Origin of the sequence: Caldovatus aquaticus (genome assembly GCF_019458025.1) — a bacterium.
In the GTDB taxonomy this organism is placed as follows: domain Bacteria; phylum Pseudomonadota; class Alphaproteobacteria; order Acetobacterales; family Acetobacteraceae; genus Caldovatus; species Caldovatus aquaticus.
The window spans coordinates 51058-66210 of sequence record NZ_JAHZUY010000011.1 but is presented as its reverse complement, the minus strand read 5'-3'; the positions used below and the strand labels follow the sequence as shown (position 1 = coordinate 66210).

Sequence of the window (15153 nt, the reverse complement as noted above, 5' to 3'; positions counted from 1 at the left end):
TCCGCATCCATTCCCCCGACAAGGGGGTGGCTAGCGCGGATCGGCGCCGGCGTTTGCCTCACTTCACCGTGATCGCCCCGCGACACGGCGGCCGGGCGCACCGCGGCGGGCGAGGGAAGCGCCCGGGTTGCATGGGCGCCCGGGGCCCGCGGGCGCGAGGTCTCGCATGCGTTCGGCGAGCACGCGGACAGGCCGCGCGCGCAACGCCGCGGCCTGCGCCGCCGCGGCTCACGCTCCCCTGAACACCGGCTGGCGCTTCTCCCGCAGCGCCGCCATCGCCTCCTTGTGGTCGGCGGTGGTGTGCGCGACCGCCTGCATGTTGGCGGAGAGCTCGAGCACCGTCTCCAGCGAGCCGTTCCAGGCCAGGCGCAGCAGGCGCCGCGTCATGCGCACCGCCTGCGGCGGGTTGGCGGCGATGCGCGCGGCGAGGGCGCGCGCCGCGTCCATCAGCTCGGCATCGGGCACCACGCGCGAGACCAGGCCGCAGGCGAGCGCCTCCTCGGCCGAGAGCGCGTCGCCGGTGAGCGCCATTTCGGCGGCCCGGGCGAAGCCGACCACGCGCGGCAGCAGGAAGGCGCCGCCGTCGCCCGGGATGATGCCGAGCTTGACGAAGCTCTCGGCGAAGCGGGCGGACCGGGCGGCGATGCGGATGTCGCACATGCAGGCGAGATCGAGCCCGGCGCCGACCGCCGGGCCGTTCACCGCGGCGATGATCGGCACCTCGCAGCGCTCGAGGGCGAGCGGGATGCGCTGGATGCCGTGGCGGTAGTAGCGGCGCGCCTCGGCCGGCGTGCGCTCGGCCGGGCCGCTGGCCGCGGCGCTCATGCGCCGGACGTTGCCGCCGGAGGAAAAGGCGCTGCCGGCGCCGGTGAGGATGGCGACGCGGATGCCGGGCTCGGCCTCCAGCCGCGCGACGGCCGCGATCAGCGCGTCCTGCGTGTCGAGGTCGAGCGGGTTGCGCGATTCGGGGCGGTTCAGCGTGATGACCGCGAGGTGTTCGCCCTCGCGCGAGAACAGGACAGGCGGCGGCTCGGCTTCGCTCGTCATGCGCGGTTCCTCGTGCCTCGCGCCGCGCGGGGCGGCGTCGCGTCTTCCCAGGGGGGCGCCGCATGCCATCATGGCGCGACGCGCCGCGCAACGCGAGGGGAGGGACGCATGCCGCTGCTCGAGCGCCCGGGCAAGCCCGCCATCCACTACGTGGTGGACGACTACACCGACCCCTGGCGCGAGGCGCCCTGGCTGATGCTGCAGCACGGCTACGGCCGCTCGGCCGAGTTCTGGCGCGCCTGGGTGCCCTACCTCGCGCGCTTCTACCGGGTGGTGCGCGCCGACCTGCGCGGCTTCGGCCGCTCGCCGCTCGACTTCGACCCGCATGCCTGCTTCGCGCCGGAGGAGTTCGTCGGCGACCTGTGCGCGGTGATGGATGCGGTCGCCGGCGGCGCGCCGGTGCACTACTGCGGCGAATCCTTCGCCGGCGTGTTCGGCCTCCTGCTCGCCGCGACGGCGCCGGAGCGGCTGCGCAGCCTGACGCTGCTCGCGACGCCGCTCGCCATGCGCGAGGCGGTGCGCGAGCGCTTCGCCTTCGGCCATCCGAGCTGGCAGGCGGCGCTGCGCGCGATGGGCACGCGCGGCTGGACCGAGGCGGCGAACGGCTCCTCCCGCTTCCCGCCCGGCACCGATCCCGGCCTGCTCGGCTGGTGTGCCGCGGAGATGGGGCGCACCGACGTCGAGGCGATGATCGCCTTCGCCGACATGTCCATCCGCACCGATGCCGAGCCCTGGCTGCCGCGGGTGCGCGTGCCGGTGCTCGGCCTCTATCCCGAGGCCGGGATCGTGACCGGCGCGGAGGAGGCGCGGCTGCGCGCGGGGATCCCGCACATCCGCATCCTCCACCTGCCGACGCGCTTCCACGCCATCCAGGTGCTGATGCCGGCGGCCTGCGCGAGGGCGCTGCGGCACTTCTGCGGCGAGGTGGACGGGGTCGTGCATCACGAGTGAGGGGCGGGCCGGCGGGGCGCTGCCCCGCGCGGGGCGCGGGGCAGGTGTCCGGTTTGTTAGTTGGCTAGCTATCGGCCAGGGCGCTACAAATCCAGCGATGGTCGAAATGAGCGCCCAGGCGCAGCTGCGCTACCGCGTCGGCCGCACCATCGGCCGCGTCGCCCGCCGCTGGCGGGCGCGGCTCGACGCGCGCATCGCCGCCTTCGGCCTGACCGAGGCGCGCTGGCTGGCGCTGCTCGACCTGGCCCGCAACGGCGACGGGGTGACGCAGAAGGAGCTCGCGGCGCGGCTCGCCATCGAGGCGCCGAGCCTGGTGCGCACCCTCGACTGGCTGGAGCGCGAGGGCCTCGTCGAGCGCCGCGGCGTGGCGCACGACCGGCGCTCCAAGACCGTGCACCTGACGGCCAAGGCCGCGCCGCTCCTGCGCCGCATCGAGGAGGTGGCGGCCAGGGTGCGGGCGGAGATCCTCGCCGGCATCCCGGAGGCCGACCTCGCCACCTGCCTGCGCGTGCTGGAGCGCGCCGCGCTCAACCTCGCCGCGACGCCGGACGCGGAGGAGCCGGCGGGCGGAGAGGAGGACGCCCGTGGACATCGGGCAGCCTAGCGGCGCCCCGGCGGTGCTGGAGCGCGCCGCGCCGGGCGCGCCGCGCGCGGCGGGACGCCTCTCGCTCCGCACCCATGCGGGGCGGCGGCTGCTGCGGATGCTCGCGCTCGGCGCGCTGCTGCTCGCCGCGCTGGGCGCCGGCGGGCACTGGCTCTACCGGCAGTACACCCACGTCCTCCTCGACGACGCGCGCATCGCGGCGGACATGGTGACGCTCGCCAGCCGCGTGCCCGGCTGGGCGACGGAGGTGCGCGCGATCGCGGGCGACCAGGTGCGCCGCGGCGCGGTCCTGGTGCGCATAGACGGCCGCGAGACCGAGCTCGCGCTGCGCGAGATCGCGGCGCGCCTCGCCGGCCTCGCCGCGCGCCGGCGCGAGATCGAGGCGCGGATCGAGATGGTGGACCGCCAGACGCGGAGCGAGCAGGAGGCGCAGGGCGCGCGGCTGGCGGCGGCGCGCGCCGACCTCTCGGCGGCCGAGGCGGAACGGGCCTTCGCCGAGGCCGAGTTCGCGCGCGCGCGCGACCTGATCGGCAGCGGCTCCGGCACCCGCCAGCGGCTCGACCAGACGCGCGCGCAGCTCGAATCCGCCCGCCAGCGCGTGCTCTCGGCCGCGGGGGGGGGGGCGGCGCGCGGCGGGGGGCGGGCGGCCGCGCGGCCGGCCCCCGGCGGCCCCCCCGCCCGGCGCCCCCCCCCCCCCGCCCCCCCCCCCCCCCGCCGCCGCGGCCGCCGCGCGGGAGGAGCTGAACGTGCTGGCGCGCCAGCTCGAGGCGCTCGGGCCGCAGGAGCGCGAGCTGCGCGCGCAGCGCGAGCGCGCGGAGATGGACCTCGCCGACCGCACGATCCCGATGCCCTTCGACGGCGTGGTGGCCCGCGTGTTCGTGGACGCCGGCGAATACGTCGCGCCGGGCCAGCGGCTGCTGCTGCTCTACGACCCCTCGGCGGTGCGCGTCGAGGCCAACGTCAAGGAGACCGAGGTCCGCTTCTTCAGCCCCGGCAAGCCGGTGCTCGTCACGGTGGACGCCTATCCGGGCCGGCGCTTCGAGGGCGTCGTGGAGCGCGTCGGCGCCGCGGCGACGAGCGAGTTCGCCCTGCTGCCGGCGCCGAACCCGAGCGGCAACTTCACCCGCATCACCCAGCGCCTGCCGCTGCGCATCGCCCTGCAGCCGCCGCCCGAGCCGGGGCTGCTCCGCCCCGGGATGCTGGTGCGGGTCGAGGCCGATGCGCGGGAGTGAGGCGCCCGAGGCCGGCGGCGGACGCAGCGTCGAGGCGCTGTTCGCGCGCTACGGTCCGGCCTATCGCTGGCTCGTCGCCGGCACGGCGCTGATGGGGACGCTGGCGACGGTGCTCTCCTCTACCATCGCCAACGTCGCGCTGCCGGAGGTGATGGGCGCCTTCGGCATCGGCCAGGACCAGGCGCAGCTGATCTCGGCCGGCTTCCTCGCCGCCACCACCGGGACCATGCTGCTCAACGCCTGGCTGGTGGAATCCTTCGGCTTCCGCGCCGTCTTCGTCGTCGTCATCGGGCTGTTCGCGCTCTCCTCCGTGACCGCCGGCCTCGCCCCCAACGCGGGCACGCTGATCGCGAGCCGGATCCTGCAGGGGGCCTGCGCCGGCGTGCTGCAGCCGATGGCGATGCAGATCATCTTCGCCGTCTTCCCGCCCGACCGCCGCGGCGCGGCGATGGGGCTCTACGCCATGGGCGTGGTGCTGGCGCCGGCCTTCGGGCCGAGCATCGGCGGGCTGCTGGTGGACGACTGGGGGTGGCGCTTCGTGTTCCTCCTCGGCGTGCCCTTCACCCTGGCGGGCCTCGGCCTGGGCATGATGTTCATGCCCGGGCGGCAGGAGGAGGCGCCGATGCGGCGCTTCGACTGGCTCGGCTTCGGGCTGCTCGCCCTGGCGCTGGGCACGCTGCTCGGCGCGCTGTCCAGCGGCCAGCGCGAGGGCTGGGGGTCGGATTTCGTCGTCACCGCGCTCTGCGTCGCCGGCGCGGCCTGGGCCGTCTTCTTCGCCTGGGAGGCGAAGGCGCCGGCGCCGCTCCTGAATCCGCGCGTCTTCGCCGAGCGCGGCTTCGGCGCCTCCGCCGTGACCTCGCTGATCTACGGCGCCGGCATGTTCGGCTCGACCTACCTGATCCCGCTCTTCGTGCAGCTCGTGCAGGGCTACACGGCGACGCGGGCGGGCCTGCTGCTGATGCCGGCGGGGCTGGTCGCGGGCGTGGTGTTCCCGGTCGCGGGACGGCTGTCGGACAAGGTGCCGGGCTGGAAGCTGATCGTCTTCGGGCTGGTCGTGTTCGCCGTCTCCTGCTGGCTGATGGCGGGCGGGGACACCGACACGCCGTTCTGGACCTTCGCCCTCTGGACGATGATCGGGCGCGCCGGCATGGGCTTCGCGATGCCGAGCATCAACGCCGGGGCGCTGCGCGCCCTGCCGCCGCGGCTCCTCGCCCAGGGCGCCGGGGCGATCAGCTTCACCCGCATGCTGGGCGGCGCGCTCGGCGTGACGCTGCTCTCGGTGCTGCTGGAGCAGCGGACGCAGTTCCACGCCGAGGCGCTGGCGGCGACGCAGCATCCGGGCAACCCGGCGACGATGGAGGCGCTGCGCCTGATCGAGGGCCTGCTCGCCCAGGACGGCCTGCCGGAGACGCTGCGCCGCGCCGGGGCGGAGGACTACCTCGGCCGCGTCGTCGCCGCGCAGGCGGGGATGCTCGGCTTCCGCGACGCCTTCCTGGCGCTCGCCCTCGCCTTCGCGGCGGCGCTGGCGCCGGGGCTGATGACGCGGCGGCGCCCGCCCCTTCCCGCTGCCGCGCCGCCGCGCGGCTAGAGCCCTCCTTCGCCCGGCCGCGCCCGCCGCAACGGGTCCCGCCCGGCGGCGGGGCCGCCGCGCGCCCGCCGTCCGCGGTCGGCGCCGCCCCGGGCTCAGTAGGAGCGCGGCAGGCCGAGCACGTGCTCGGCGACGTAGGCGAGGATCAGGTTGGTGCTGATCGGGGCGATCTGCATCAGCCGGATCTCGCGCCACTTGCGCTCGATGTCGTATTCGCGCGCGTAGCTGAAGCCGCCGTGGGTCTGCATGCAGGCCTCCGCGGCGTGCCAGGCGGCCTCGGAGACCAGCATCTTCGCCATGTTGGCCTCCGGCCCGCAGGGCAGGCCGGCGTCGAACAGCGTCGCCGCCTTGCGGATCATCATCTCCGCCGCCTCGAGTTCGGCGTGGGCGCGCGCGATCGGGAACTGGATGCCCTGGTTCTGCCCGATCGGGCGGCCGAACACGACGCGGCTGTTGGCGTAATCCACCGCCTTGCGGATGAAGTAGCGCCCGTCGCCGAGGCCCTCGGAGGCGACCAGGATGCGCTCGGCGTTCATGCCGTCGAGGATGTAGCGGAAGCCCCTGCCCTCCTCGCCGATCAGGTTGGCGGCCGGCACGCGCATGCCGTCCATGAACACCTCGGTGGTGTTGTGGTTGATCATCGCCTTGATCGGCCGGATCTCGAGGCCCTTGCCGCGCGCCTCGCGCAGGTCCACGAGGAACACCGAGAGCCCGTCCGACTTGCGCTTCACCTCCTCGAGCGGCGTGGTGCGCGCGAGCAGCAGCATCATGTCGGAGTGGAGCGCGCGCGAGGTCCAGACCTTCTGCCCGGTGATGACGTAGTGGTCGCCGTCGCGCACGGCACGGGTCTTGAGGCTGGTGGTGTCGGTGCCGCTGGTCGGCTCGGTCACGCCGAAGGCCTGCAGGCGCAGCCTGCCGGAGGCGATGTCGGGCAGGTAGCGGCGCTTCTGCTCCTCCGAGCCGTGGCGCAGCAGCGTGCCCATGATGTACATCTGCGCGTGGCAGGCGCCGGCCGAGCAGCCGGCCTTGTGGATCTCCTCGAGGATCACGCAGCCGGCGCGCAGCGGCAGGCCGGCGCCGCCGTACTCCTCCGGGATCAGCGCCGCGAGGTAGCCGCTCTCGGTCAGCGCCTGGACGAACTCGGCGGGATAGGCCTCCTTCTCCTCCTTCTCGCGCCAGTAGGCGCCGGGGAAGCCCTCGCAGATCCTGCGGATCGCGGCGCGGATCTCGGGGTAGTCCTCGCCGAGCGGCACGCTCGGCACGGCGGTGGCGTCAGCGCTCATCGTCTCGGTCCCGGTCCTGCTCGGCCGCCGCGGCGGCGCGGTGGGGGAAGAACTCGGCGGTCGCCTCGCCGTGCGCCGGCGCCGGGGCGTCGCGCGCCGGGCGGGCGCCGTCGAAGGTGAGCGGCAGGCCGACGGTGCGGAGCTGCCGCGGATCGCCCTCGCCGCGCAGGATGCCGAGGGCGCGGGTCTGCGGGTGGTCGGCGAGCTCGCCCACCTGCTGCACCGGCGCGCAGGGCACGCCGGCCGCGCGCAGCGCCGCGGTCCATTCGGCGCGCGTGCGGGTGCGGAACACCGCGGCGAGGGTCTCGATCAGCGCGGCGCGGTTCGCGACGCGCGCGGCGTTGGTGGCGTAGCGCGGGTCCTCGGCGAGCTCCGGCAGGCCGACGGCGGGGGCGAGGCGGCGGAACAGGTTGTCGTTGCCGGCGCCGACGACGAGGTAGCCGTCCGCCGTCTCGAACGCCTGGTAGGGGACGATGGTCGCGGCGCCCGAGCCGTGCCGCCCCGGCTCCTTGCCGTCCGCGGCGTGCGAGGCGACGTGGTAGAGCATCCAGGCGAGCGCGGTCTCGTAGAGCGAGGTCGCGACCTCGCCGCCCCGCCCGGTCGCGGCGCGGCGCAGCAGCGCGGCGAGCACGCCGATCGCCACCCAGCTGCCGGCGCCCATGTCGACGATCGAGGTGCCGACGCGCACCGGCGGGCGGTCGCCCGGCTCCCCGGTGACGGCCATGATGCCGCCCATCGCCTGCATCAGCGGATCGTAGCCGGGCTGGCCGCGGAGCGGCCCGGCGGCGCCGAAGGCGCCGATGCTCGCGTAGATCAGGCGCGGGTTGGCGGCGATCATCGCGCGCGGGCCGAGGCCGAGCGCCTCGGCCTGGCCCGGGCGCAGGTTCTGGATCAGCACGTCGGCGCTGGCGATCAGCGCCTTCAGCGCGGCGAGGTCGCGCGGATCGCGCAGGTCCGCCACCACCGAGCGCTTGTTGCGGTTGAGCGCGTGGAACACCGCCGCCGCGCCGGCGAGGAAGGGCGGCCCCCAGCCGCGCGCGTCGTCGCCCGTGCCGGGCTTCTCGATCTTGATCACCTCGGCGCCGAGCTCGGCGAGGATGAGGCCGGCATAGGGCGCGGCGACGCTGTGGCCGAGCTCGACGACGCGCAGGCCGGCGAGCGGCAGCGCCCCGCCCCCGCTGCCCTCCGCCGCCGGTTGTTCCGCCATGCCTGCCTCCGTGCCTGCCGGCGCGATCATGTCGGCGCGGGCGGGCGCCGGCAAGCCGCCGCGCGGCGCGCCTTGCGCATGATTGCCGCGCGGCGGGCGCCGGCATAGGCTGCGCCCACGCGCGATCGCGCCGCGCGGGAGGGATGTCCGATGAAGGGTGTCGTCTTTCCGGGTGACCGCCGGGTGGAGCTGCTGGACTTCCCCGACCCCACGCCGGGACCCGACGAGGTGGTGCTGGAGATCAAGGCCTCCGGCATGTGCGGCAGCGACCTCAAGTACTACCGCGCGCCGGCGGGCGGCGGCACCGCCGCGCTCGGCTTCCGCGGGGGCATCGAGGGGCCGATCATCCGCGGCCACGAGCCCTGCGGCGTGGTGGTCGCGGTGGGCCGCAACGTCTCGCCGCGGCAGGCGCGCATCGGCCAGCGCGTGATGCAGCACCACTACCGGGGCTGCGGCGTCTGCCCGCAGTGCGCGACCGGCTGGATGCAGCTCTGCGACGAGGGCGTGGCGGAGGTGTACGGCGCCACCGGCCACGGCGCCCACGCCCACTACATGAAGTGCCCGGCGCGCACTCTGGTGCCGCTGCCGGACGAGCTCTCCTTCGAGGCCGGCGCGGCGATCTCCTGCGGCACCGGCACCGCCTGGGGGGCGCTGCACCGGCTCGGCCTGCAGGGCGACCACACCATCGCGATCTTCGGCCAGGGACCGGTCGGGCTGTCGGCGACGCAGCTCGCCAAGGCGATGGGGGCGCGTGTGATCGCCCTCGACGTCAGCCCGGAGCGGCTGGCGCGCGCCAGGGAATTCGGCGCCGACGTGCTGATCAACCCCAAGGAGACGAACGACGTGGTCGGCGCGATCCGCGACGTCACGCACGGGCTCGGCGCGCATCTCTCGCTCGACGCCTCCTCCTCGCCGCTGGCGCGGCGGCAGGCGGTGCAGTGCGTGCGCACCTGGGGCAAGGCCTGCTACGTCGGCGAGGGCGACACGGTGACGCTCGAGGTCAGCCCCGACCTGCTGCGCCGGCAGGTGACGATCATCGGCTCCTGGACCTTCTCCACCGTCGGCCAGGCGGAGTGCGCGCGCTTCATCGCCGACCGCGGCATCGAGGTGGACCGCCTGTTCACGCACCGCTGGAAGCTCGACCAGGCGGAGGAGGCGTACCGGGTGTTCGACACCCAGACCACCGGCAAGGGCGTGATCCTGCCGAACTGAAGCGGGCGAGGAGGGGGAGAGGATGGAAGCCGCGACCACGGCGCCGGGCTGGCAGGAGGAGCTCTACGCCCTCCTTCGCCGGAACGGCGTGACGCAATTCGCCTACGTGCCGGACGCCGGGCACCGGGTGCTGATCGACAAGTCGCTCGCCGACCCCGAGGCGCACTCGATCCCGCTCACCACCGAGGAGGAGGGGGTGGCGCTGCTCGCCGGCGCCGACCTCGGCGGGGCGCGCGGCGTGCTGCTGATGCAGAGCAGCGGCGTGGGCAACTGCGTCAACCTGCTCTCGCTGGTGAAGGGCGGGCGCTTCCCGTTCCTCACCCTGGTCTCGATGCGCGGCGACTTCGGCGAGGGCAATCCCTGGCAGTTCCCGATGGGCCAGGCGGTGCAGCCGGTGCTCGAGGCGATGGGCGTGATCTGCCTGCGCGTCGAGCGGCCGGAGGAGGTGATCCCCACCGTCTCGGCGGCGCTCACCATGGTGTTCAAGAGCGGCCAGGCGGTCGCGGTGCTGCTGACGCAGAAGCTGATCGGCGCCAAGGCGTTCTGAGGCGGGGGAGGAAGCGATGGACAAGACGGAATCCGCCGCGCGCCGCGCGGCCGCGGTCGCCGCTCCCGGCTACGTGCTGGACCGGCGCGAGGCGGTGCCGCGGCTGATCGGCCGGCACGAGGACTTCCTGTTCGTCGGCGGGCTGGCGGGCAGCGCGAAGGACCTCGCGCAGCTCACCAACGACGGGGCGCACGCCTACCTGCTCGGCGGGGCGATGGGGGCGGCCTGCATGATGGGCCTCGGCCTCGCGCTGGCGCGGCCGGACCGGCGCGTGCTGGTGCTGACCGGCGACGGCGAGCTGCTGATGAACCTCGGCGCGCTGGCGACCATCGCGGTGATGAATCCGCCCAACCTCGCGATCGTCTGCGTGGACAACGGCCACTACGGCGAGACCGGCTGGCAGCGGAGCCACACCGCGCGCGGCGTGGACCTCGCGCGCATCGCCGCCGGCGCCGGCATCCGGGCCACCCGCACCATCGCGAGCGAGGCGGAACTCGAGGAGGGCGCGCGCTTCCTCCGCCAGGGCAACGGCACCTGCTTCGTGCTGCTGCGCGTGGCGCCGACCGAGCCGCCGGCCTACAGGCGGAACCTCGACCCGGCCTCCTGCCGCGAGCGGTTCCGCGCCGCGCTGCTCGGCGCCCGCTGAGGGCGCGCCGCGGCCGCGCTCAGGCCGCGGGCTCGAGGTCGAGCCGCACGGCGATGCCCTCGAGCCCCGGCACGGCGGGGTAGCGGCGCATCACCTCCGGGTCGTGGCCCGGAACGATGTGCCGCGCGGAGGGCGCGAGGGCGCGCAGGCGGTCGAAGGACTCCAGCATCCCCCCGACGTGGAAGGCGGTGGTGAAGGGCCGCCCGCTCTCCAGGTTCTCGTAGAAGTGCGTCACGTCGGAGGCGACCACGACCGGGCCGCGCCGCGTGTTCACGCGCACGCACTGCAGCCCGGCGGAATGGCCGCTGCAGACGTGCAGCGTGACGCCGGGCGCGAGGTCGGCGTCGCCGTCGTGGAACACCACGCGGTCGGCGAACAGCATGCGCACCATGCCTGCCACGTCCTCGACCTCGAAGGAGTGGCGCAGGCGGTGGTGGCGCATGTAGCGGCCCGTCGCGTAGTGCATCTCCGGCTCCTGCAGGTGGAACCGGGCGCGGGCGAACTTGTGGAAGCTGCCGACGTGATCGTAGTGCAGGTGGGTGAGGATCACGTCCTCGACCGTGTCGGGATCGAGGCCGATCAGCCGCAGGCTCTCCGCCGGGCAGCGCAGCCATTCGCGCTTGCGCCGCGCCGCGACCTCGGCCGTGAAGCCGGTGTCTATGACGAAGCTGCGCCCGGGCGAGACCGCGGCCCAGACGAAGTAGTCCATCGGCATCGGCCCGTCGTGCGGGTCGCCGCCGATGAAGTGCTCCGCCCGGCGCGCCGCGCGCGTCGCGTAGCGCAGCGCGTAGATCTCGTAGGTCGGCGCCGCCGCGCTCATCGGCCGTCGGCCTTCAGCACCGCCTGCACGCGCTCCGGGTCGGCCGCGATCTCGACCCCCGCGCGCTCGTTCTGCAACCGCATGAAGACGCGCGAGTCGAGCGCGCCCCAGCCGCGGTTCAGCGCCTCCGTCATCTCGGCGTGGGTCAGGTTGCACAGCCGCATCGGCACGCCGAGCTCGCGTCCGAGCTGCACGGCGAGCGAGACGTCCTTGTGCGCGAGCCTCAGCGCGAAGGCCGGCGGCTCGTAGCGGCCGACCAGGTACTGGTCGGCGATGCGGTCGAAGGTGCGGCGGCGGCCGAGCGCGCCCTGGCGGATCGCCTCCCACAGCGCGAGCGGGTCCATCCCGGCCTTCACGCCCATCGAGAACACCTCCGCCATCACCTGGTTGATGGCGTAGCCGGCCATGTTGTGCACGAGCTTCGCCACGGTGGCGCTGCCGATCGGCCCGATGTAGCGCGCCTGGTCGCCGATCGCGTCCAGCACCGGCTTGTGGCGGCGATAGACCGCCTCCTCGCCGCCGACCCAGATGGCGAGCCGGCCGGCGCGCGCGCCTTCCGGCCCGCCGCTCACCGGCGCGTCGCAGGCGTCGGCGCCCTTGGCCTTGAACGCCTCGTGCACGCGGCGCATCAGCGCCTGGCTGTTGGTCGAGAGGTCGAAATAGGCGAGGCCCTCGCGCACGCCCTCGAGCAGCCCGTCCCTGCCGAACACCACCGCCTCGACCTCGGGCGGGCCGGGGAGCGAGGTGAACACCACGTCCGCGCGCTCCGCCACGGCGCGCGGCGTGTCGGCCCATTCGGCGCCGGCGGCGAGGTGCCGCTCGGCGGCCGCGCGGTTCACGTCGTGCACCACCAGCGTATGGCCGGCCTTCTGCAGGTTGGCGGCCATGTGGCCGCCCATGGTGCCGAGGCCGATGAAGCCGATCCTCATGACGGACGTCCCCTACTTCCTGTCGCGCGCCTCGAACACGTCGCAGGCGACGTGCGCCGCGGTCATCGCCGAGGGCCAGCCCGAGTAGAGCGCGAGATGGGTGATGATCTCGGCGACCTCCTCGCGCGTCACGCCGTTGTCGAGCGCGCGGCCGATGTGGGTGGCGAGCTGCTCCTGCCAGCCGAGCGCGACCAGCGCCGCGACGGTGACCATGCTGCGGTCGCGCTTCGACAGCTCCTTGCGCTCCCACACGTCGCCGTAGACGTAGTCGTGGGTCATCTGCACGAGCTTGGGGAAGACGGGCCGCAGGCGGTCGCGCCGTGCCGAGGGTGGGGCTGCCATGGGTTTCCTCCCGGAGTGGATCGGGCGTCGCGGCGCGCCGCGCCCGCGCCGGCTTCGGGACGATCCTTGACCAGCCACGGCGTGGCGGCAAGGCGCCTCATGCCCGGCCCGCCGCGAAGGGGCGGTCGTGCGGGGCGCCGGCGCCGCCCTGTCTCCGCGCGCGGGCGCTTGCGGCCGGGGCGCGGATCGCGATGGCGATCGCCATCGGCTGGCGCGCGGTCGCGGCGGGCCTCGCGCGCGGGCCGGGAGGGCGCTAAGCCGCGGCGCGCCGGCGCCGCTGCCCGCGCCCGGACAGGCCGGAGGAGGTTCCGCCGTGGCTCAGCCGCCCCCGCAGCGCTCCCCGCGCCGGCGCGAGGATGCGCGCTTCCTCGCCGGGCGCGCGCGCTTCCTCGCCGATGCGGAGGTCCCGCCGGGCTGCCTGCATGCGCATCTGGTGCGCTCGCCCCATGCCCATGCGCGCATCCGCGACATCGCCGCCGGGGCGGCGCGCGCCGCGCCCGGCGTGGCCGCCGTGCTCACCGGCGCCGACCTCGCGGCGGACGGCCTCGCGCCGCTGCCCTGCGCGGTCGCGCTGCCGGAGGCGGCGCGGCTGGTCGTGCCGCCGCGCCACGCCCTGGCGCGCGACCGCGTGCGCCATGTCGGCGAGCCGGTCGCGGTCGTGCTGGCCGACAGCCCCGCCGCCGCGCGCGACGCCGCCGAGCGGGTCGCGGTCGCCTACGAGCCGCTGCCCGCCGTGGTGGACGCCCGCGCCGCGCTCGCCCCCGGCGCGCCGCCGCTGCACGAGGAGGCGCCGGGCAACCTCGCCTTCGCCTTCGAGAAGGGCGACCGCGCCGCGACCGAGGCGGCGATCGCCGCCGCCGCCCACGTCGTCGCACTGGAGGTGGCGAACCAGCGCGTGCACGCCGCCCCGCTCGAGCCGCGCGGCGCGCTGGCCTGCTTCGATGCGGCGAGCGGCCGCTTCCGCCTGCTGCTGTCCGGCCAGGGCCTGCACGCCATCCGCGCCCAGCTCGCCGCGGTGTTCGGCCTGCCGGAGGAGCGGTTCCACCTCGTCGCGCCGGATGTCGGCGGCGGGTTCGGGCTGAAGAACCCGCTGTTCCCGGAATACGTGCTGGCGCTCTGGGCGGCGCGCCGCCTCGGCCGGCCGGTGCGCTGGCTCGCCGAGCCGAGCGAGGAGTTCGCGGCCGCGGTGCACGCCCGCGACGCCCATGCGGCGGTGCGCCTCGCGCTGGACGCGGAGGGGCGCTTCCTCGCGCTCGAGGTCGCCTTCACCGCCGGCATGGGCGCCTATCTCTCCGCCGGCGGGCCGGGCAGCACGACCAACGCGGCCGCGGCAGCGTTCGGCGGCGTCTATGCCATCCCGACCGGCGTCCTGCGCGCGCGCGGCGCCTTCACCAACACCGCGCCGATCGAGGCCTATCGCGGCGCCGGCAAGCCGGAGATCAACTACGCGATCGAGCGCGCGGTCGAGGAGGCGGCGCGCCGCCTCGGCATGGACCCGCTCGCGCTGCGCCGGCGCAACATGATCGGCGCCGCGGCGGGCGCCGGCGGCTTCCCGCACCGCACCGCGCTCGGCACGACGGTGGACGGCGGGCGGTTCGCGGCGAACCTGGAGGCGGCGGAGCGGCGCGCCGACCGCGCCGGCTTCGCCGCGCGCCGCGCGGATTCGGCCCGGCGCGGCCGGCTGCGCGGCCTCGGCCTCGCCTGCTTCCTCGAGACCGCGCGCGGCGCGCCGAACGAGTGGGCGGCGGTGCGCTTCGCCCCCGATGGCGGCGTCGAGCTCGCCGTCGGCACCCAGTCGAACGGCCAGGGGCACGAGACGAGCTTCGCGCAGGTGGCGGCCGACCGGCTCGGCCTGCCGGTCGAGGCCTTCCGGCTGGTGCAGGCGGACACCGACGCGGTGCGCTACGGCAACGGGCATGGCGGCGCGCGCTCCCTGCACCTCGGCGGCGCCGCGCTCGTCGAGGCGATCGGGGCGGTGCTCGCCAAGGCGCGCGTGCTGGCCGCGCACCTGCTGCAGGCCGATCCGGCGGAGCTCGCCTTCGCCGCCGGCCGCTTCGTCGTGCCCGGCAGCGGGCGCGAGGTGGCGCTGCGCGCGCTGGCGCGCGCCGCGGCCGACCCGGCCGGCCTGCCCGACGGCCTCGCGCCGGGGCTCGCGGCCGAGGCGATGCATCGCTCCGACCGCGTCACCTTCCCCAACGGCTGCCATGCGGCGGAGGTGGAGGTGGACCCGGAAACCGGGGTGGTGACGCTGCTGCGCTACCTCGCCGTGGACGACTACGGGCGGCTGGTCAACCCGCTGCTGGTGCGCGGCCAGGTGCAAGGCGGGCTCGCCCAGGGGATCGGCCAGGCGCTCTGCGAGGCGATCGCCTACGAGGCGGAGAGCGGGCAGCTCCTGACCGGCTCGCCGCTGGACTATGCCCTGCCGCGGGCGGCCGACCTGCCGCCCTTCGAGGTCGTGCTCGACGAGGGCGCGCCGACGGCGGCGAACCCGCTCGGCGTGAAGGGCTGCGGCCAGGCGGGGGCGATCGCGGCGCCGCCGACGGTGATGGCCGCGGTCCTCGACGCCCTGGCGCCGCTCGGCGTGACCCGGCTCGACATGCCGGCGACGCCGGAGCGGGTCTGGCGCGCGATCCGCGCGGCGCGGGGCGGCTGAGGCGGGCGCGGGCGGCCGGCCGGACGCCCGGCGCTTGGCGGGAGGCGCCCCCGCCCATATGGTCCGCGCCGTTTCTGCCAAGGGATGGACGC

General features: G+C 75.6%; 15 protein-coding genes. 8 read left to right on the top strand and 7 right to left on the bottom strand.

The window, feature by feature from the left end:
* Positions 1-228 precede the first annotated feature (228 nt).
* Positions 229-1047 carry a crotonase/enoyl-CoA hydratase family protein gene (locus tag K1J50_RS06725; protein ID WP_220116937.1) on the bottom strand — a complete coding sequence of 273 codons (819 nt, stop codon included), beginning with the start codon at positions 1045-1047 and terminating at the stop codon, positions 229-231.
* Between the two features lie 108 nt (positions 1048-1155).
* Here K1J50_RS06725 and K1J50_RS06720 point away from each other — a divergent pair, with 108 nt between their 5' ends.
* Together K1J50_RS06720 and K1J50_RS06715 are read left to right on the top strand one after the other, a co-directional pair.
* The gene (locus K1J50_RS06720; RefSeq protein WP_220116936.1) at positions 1156-1998 is read left to right on the top strand and encodes an alpha/beta fold hydrolase; all 843 of its coding nucleotides are present in this window, start codon (positions 1156-1158) and stop codon (positions 1996-1998) included.
* A gap of 97 nt (positions 1999-2095) precedes the next feature.
* On the top strand, positions 2096-2602 hold the full coding sequence (locus K1J50_RS06715; RefSeq protein WP_255575003.1) for a MarR family transcriptional regulator: 507 nt from the start codon (positions 2096-2098) through the stop codon (positions 2600-2602).
* Positions 2603-2755: 153 nt separating this feature from the next.
* Here K1J50_RS06715 and K1J50_RS06710 read toward each other — a convergent pair whose 3' ends face one another.
* Positions 2756-2902 (bottom strand): hypothetical protein, encoded by a 147-nt coding sequence (locus tag K1J50_RS06710; RefSeq protein ID WP_220116935.1) that lies wholly within the window; start codon positions 2900-2902, stop codon positions 2756-2758.
* A 446-nt stretch (positions 2903-3348) separates the two neighbouring features.
* Here K1J50_RS06710 and K1J50_RS06705 point away from each other — a divergent pair, with 446 nt between their 5' ends.
* Complete coding sequence (locus K1J50_RS06705; protein WP_369413535.1) at positions 3349-3834, top strand: HlyD family secretion protein; 486 nt, start codon at positions 3349-3351, stop codon at positions 3832-3834.
* Positions 3821-5422, top strand: coding sequence for a DHA2 family efflux MFS transporter permease subunit (locus K1J50_RS06700; RefSeq protein WP_220116934.1), 1602 nt, complete (start codon positions 3821-3823; stop codon positions 5420-5422). The genes K1J50_RS06705 and K1J50_RS06700 overlap by 14 nt, the downstream gene beginning before the upstream one ends.
* A 95-nt stretch (positions 5423-5517) precedes the next feature.
* On the opposite strand, the gene K1J50_RS06695 is transcribed toward K1J50_RS06700, so the two are convergent.
* Together K1J50_RS06695 and K1J50_RS06690 are read right to left on the bottom strand one after the other, a co-directional pair.
* Positions 5518-6705 (bottom strand): acyl-CoA dehydrogenase family protein, encoded by a 1188-nt coding sequence (locus tag K1J50_RS06695; protein ID WP_220116933.1) that lies wholly within the window; start codon positions 6703-6705, stop codon positions 5518-5520.
* Positions 6695-7912, bottom strand: coding sequence for a CaiB/BaiF CoA transferase family protein (locus K1J50_RS06690; protein WP_220116932.1), 1218 nt, complete (start codon positions 7910-7912; stop codon positions 6695-6697). Before K1J50_RS06690 ends, K1J50_RS06695 begins: the two co-directional genes overlap by 11 nt.
* 150 nt (positions 7913-8062) lie before the next feature.
* Here K1J50_RS06690 and K1J50_RS06685 point away from each other — a divergent pair, with 150 nt between their 5' ends.
* The 3 genes from K1J50_RS06685 to K1J50_RS06675 are packed head-to-tail and all read left to right on the top strand — an operon-like array spanning position 8063 to position 10317.
* Complete coding sequence (locus K1J50_RS06685) at positions 8063-9124, top strand: zinc-dependent alcohol dehydrogenase family protein (protein WP_220116931.1); 1062 nt, start codon at positions 8063-8065, stop codon at positions 9122-9124.
* 22 nt (positions 9125-9146) lie between these two features.
* Positions 9147-9671, top strand: coding sequence for a phosphonopyruvate decarboxylase (locus tag K1J50_RS06680; protein WP_220116930.1), 525 nt, complete (start codon positions 9147-9149; stop codon positions 9669-9671).
* Positions 9672-9687: 16 nt separating this feature from the next.
* A complete protein-coding gene (locus K1J50_RS06675) occupies positions 9688-10317 on the top strand; it encodes a thiamine pyrophosphate-dependent enzyme (protein WP_220116929.1) in 630 nt (209 codons plus the stop codon).
* A gap of 19 nt (positions 10318-10336) precedes the next feature.
* Here K1J50_RS06675 and K1J50_RS06670 read toward each other — a convergent pair whose 3' ends face one another.
* From K1J50_RS06670 to K1J50_RS06660, 3 genes are read right to left on the bottom strand one after another with little or no spacing between them, the layout of a single operon-like run.
* Positions 10337-11137 carry an N-acyl homoserine lactonase family protein gene (locus tag K1J50_RS06670; RefSeq protein WP_220116928.1) on the bottom strand — a complete coding sequence of 267 codons (801 nt, stop codon included), beginning with the start codon at positions 11135-11137 and terminating at the stop codon, positions 10337-10339.
* Complete coding sequence (locus tag K1J50_RS06665) at positions 11134-12066, bottom strand: NAD(P)-dependent oxidoreductase (RefSeq protein ID WP_220116927.1); 933 nt, start codon at positions 12064-12066, stop codon at positions 11134-11136. The genes K1J50_RS06670 and K1J50_RS06665 overlap by 4 nt, the downstream gene beginning before the upstream one ends.
* A 12-nt stretch (positions 12067-12078) precedes the next feature.
* A complete protein-coding gene (locus K1J50_RS06660) occupies positions 12079-12408 on the bottom strand; it encodes a carboxymuconolactone decarboxylase family protein (protein WP_220116926.1) in 330 nt (109 codons plus the stop codon).
* A 313-nt stretch (positions 12409-12721) separates the two neighbouring features.
* On the opposite strand from K1J50_RS06660, the gene K1J50_RS06655 reads away from it, so the two are divergent.
* Positions 12722-15061, top strand: coding sequence for a xanthine dehydrogenase family protein molybdopterin-binding subunit (locus K1J50_RS06655; protein WP_220116925.1), 2340 nt, complete (start codon positions 12722-12724; stop codon positions 15059-15061).
* Positions 15062-15153: the final 92 nt, after the last annotated feature.

What these genes read in the sequence shown, in the direction of transcription:
- K1J50_RS06725 (WP_220116937.1), bottom strand. Translation starts at nt 1,047, where the DNA reads ATGACGAGCGAAGCCGAGCCGCCGCCTGTCCTGTTCTCGCGCGAGGGC.
- K1J50_RS06720 (WP_220116936.1), top strand. Translation starts at nt 1,156, where the DNA reads ATGCCGCTGCTCGAGCGCCCGGGCAAGCCCGCCATCCACTACGTGGTG.
- K1J50_RS06715 (WP_255575003.1), top strand. Translation starts at nt 2,096, where the DNA reads ATGGTCGAAATGAGCGCCCAGGCGCAGCTGCGCTACCGCGTCGGCCGC.
- K1J50_RS06710 (WP_220116935.1), bottom strand. Translation starts at nt 2,902, where the DNA reads ATGCGCACCAGGACCGCGCCGCGGCGCACCTGGTCGCCCGCGATCGCG.
- K1J50_RS06700 (WP_220116934.1), top strand. Translation starts at nt 3,821, where the DNA reads ATGCGCGGGAGTGAGGCGCCCGAGGCCGGCGGCGGACGCAGCGTCGAG.
- K1J50_RS06695 (WP_220116933.1), bottom strand. Translation starts at nt 6,705, where the DNA reads ATGAGCGCTGACGCCACCGCCGTGCCGAGCGTGCCGCTCGGCGAGGAC.
- K1J50_RS06690 (WP_220116932.1), bottom strand. Translation starts at nt 7,912, where the DNA reads ATGGCGGAACAACCGGCGGCGGAGGGCAGCGGGGGCGGGGCGCTGCCG.
- K1J50_RS06685 (WP_220116931.1), top strand. Translation starts at nt 8,063, where the DNA reads ATGAAGGGTGTCGTCTTTCCGGGTGACCGCCGGGTGGAGCTGCTGGAC.
- K1J50_RS06680 (WP_220116930.1), top strand. Translation starts at nt 9,147, where the DNA reads ATGGAAGCCGCGACCACGGCGCCGGGCTGGCAGGAGGAGCTCTACGCC.
- K1J50_RS06675 (WP_220116929.1), top strand. Translation starts at nt 9,688, where the DNA reads ATGGACAAGACGGAATCCGCCGCGCGCCGCGCGGCCGCGGTCGCCGCT.
- K1J50_RS06670 (WP_220116928.1), bottom strand. Translation starts at nt 11,137, where the DNA reads ATGAGCGCGGCGGCGCCGACCTACGAGATCTACGCGCTGCGCTACGCG.
- K1J50_RS06665 (WP_220116927.1), bottom strand. Translation starts at nt 12,066, where the DNA reads ATGAGGATCGGCTTCATCGGCCTCGGCACCATGGGCGGCCACATGGCC.
- K1J50_RS06660 (WP_220116926.1), bottom strand. Translation starts at nt 12,408, where the DNA reads ATGGCAGCCCCACCCTCGGCACGGCGCGACCGCCTGCGGCCCGTCTTC.